Genomic DNA, 1,081 nt, shown 5'->3' with positions numbered 1-1,081 from the left:
CCTAGACTCACGTGTGAAGTGCAACACCTGCTAAGGTGTTGCTGCGATGGGACAACATTACTCTCAGCTCTCGTTGCGAGAGCGGATGACGGTCGACCTTCTCCACCGGGAAGGGCTATCGGTGCGAAGCATAGCGAGGCGGCTTGATCGATCAGCATCGACGATCAGCCGTGAGCTCAAACGCAATGCCAAGACGACCAAGCAGTGGTCCGGGCTCTACGATGGTGAGCGGGCACACGCTCTGGCAGCGCGACGACGACGATGGGATGCCCGCTTCAAGCTGGCACGCCAACCGGACCTTGCAGCCTACGTCGAGGAACGCCTTGCGATGGGACAGTCTCCCGAGCAGATCGCCGGCCGGCTGGCGCGCGAGCAAGGTCGCACGATCGTCAGCCACGAGTCCATCTATCGTTTCATCTATCACCGGGCGCGCCAGCCCGACCCCTCCTGGTATCGCCTCTTGCCGCGCAGCAAACATCGCCGGGGCCATTTCACGGGATCGGGCGGCAGCCTTAGCAAATTGATCAAAAAGCGTATTTCCATCAGCGAGCGTCCAGCCGAGGTAGCCACACGGCAGGCCGCGGGACACTGGGAGGCTGACCTCATGCTGTTTGGCAAGCGCAACCGGGCCCTGCTCATCGTCCATGAGCGCCGGTCCCGATACACCGTCATCAAGAGGATCGCCGACAAGACCGCCGATGGCGTCGCACAGAAGCTCGTCACCTTCTTCAAAGCCCTGCCCAAGCCACTGCGTGCCTCCGTCACCTTCGACAATGGTGGCGAATTCGCCCGCCATCATCGCCTCGCAGAACAGCTCGGCTTGCTCACCTACTTCTGCGATCCTCACAAGCCCTGGCAGAAGGGCGGCATCGAAAACGCCATCGGCCGCATGCGTCGCCGCCTGCCCAGCACCACAGATCTCCAAGCCATTCCCACCGACCAAGTCGATGCCATCATGCACCAATACAACCACTGTCCACGAAAGATCCTTGGCTACAGGACCCCAGCCGAGGTATTCGAAGACTTCCTCACTGTTGCGCTTCAAACGTGAATCCATCCTCCGCCTTCGCGCAGGATGACA

The 1,081-nt window shown here is 60.9% G+C and carries 1 protein-coding gene; it reads left to right on the top strand.

Going from position 1 to position 1,081, the window contains the following annotated elements; translation table 11 throughout:
- The first annotated feature begins 46 nt into the window (after positions 1-46).
- Positions 47-1,051, top strand: coding sequence for an IS30 family transposase (locus CJ014_RS27220; protein WP_100083623.1), 1,005 nt, complete (start codon positions 47-49; stop codon positions 1,049-1,051).
- The last annotated feature ends 30 nt before the right edge of the window (positions 1,052-1,081 follow it).

Origin of the sequence: Pleomorphomonas carboxyditropha (assembly GCF_002770725.1) — a bacterium.
In the GTDB taxonomy this organism is placed as follows: domain Bacteria; phylum Pseudomonadota; class Alphaproteobacteria; order Rhizobiales; family Pleomorphomonadaceae; genus Pleomorphomonas; species Pleomorphomonas carboxyditropha.
This window is presented reverse-complemented; position numbering and strand designations above follow the sequence as displayed.

Bases quoted from the DNA above. Each gene is read 5' to 3' on its own strand.
- CJ014_RS27220 (WP_100083623.1), top strand. From the start codon at position 47: ATGGGACAACATTACTCTCAGCTCTCGTTGCGAGAGCGGATGACGGTC.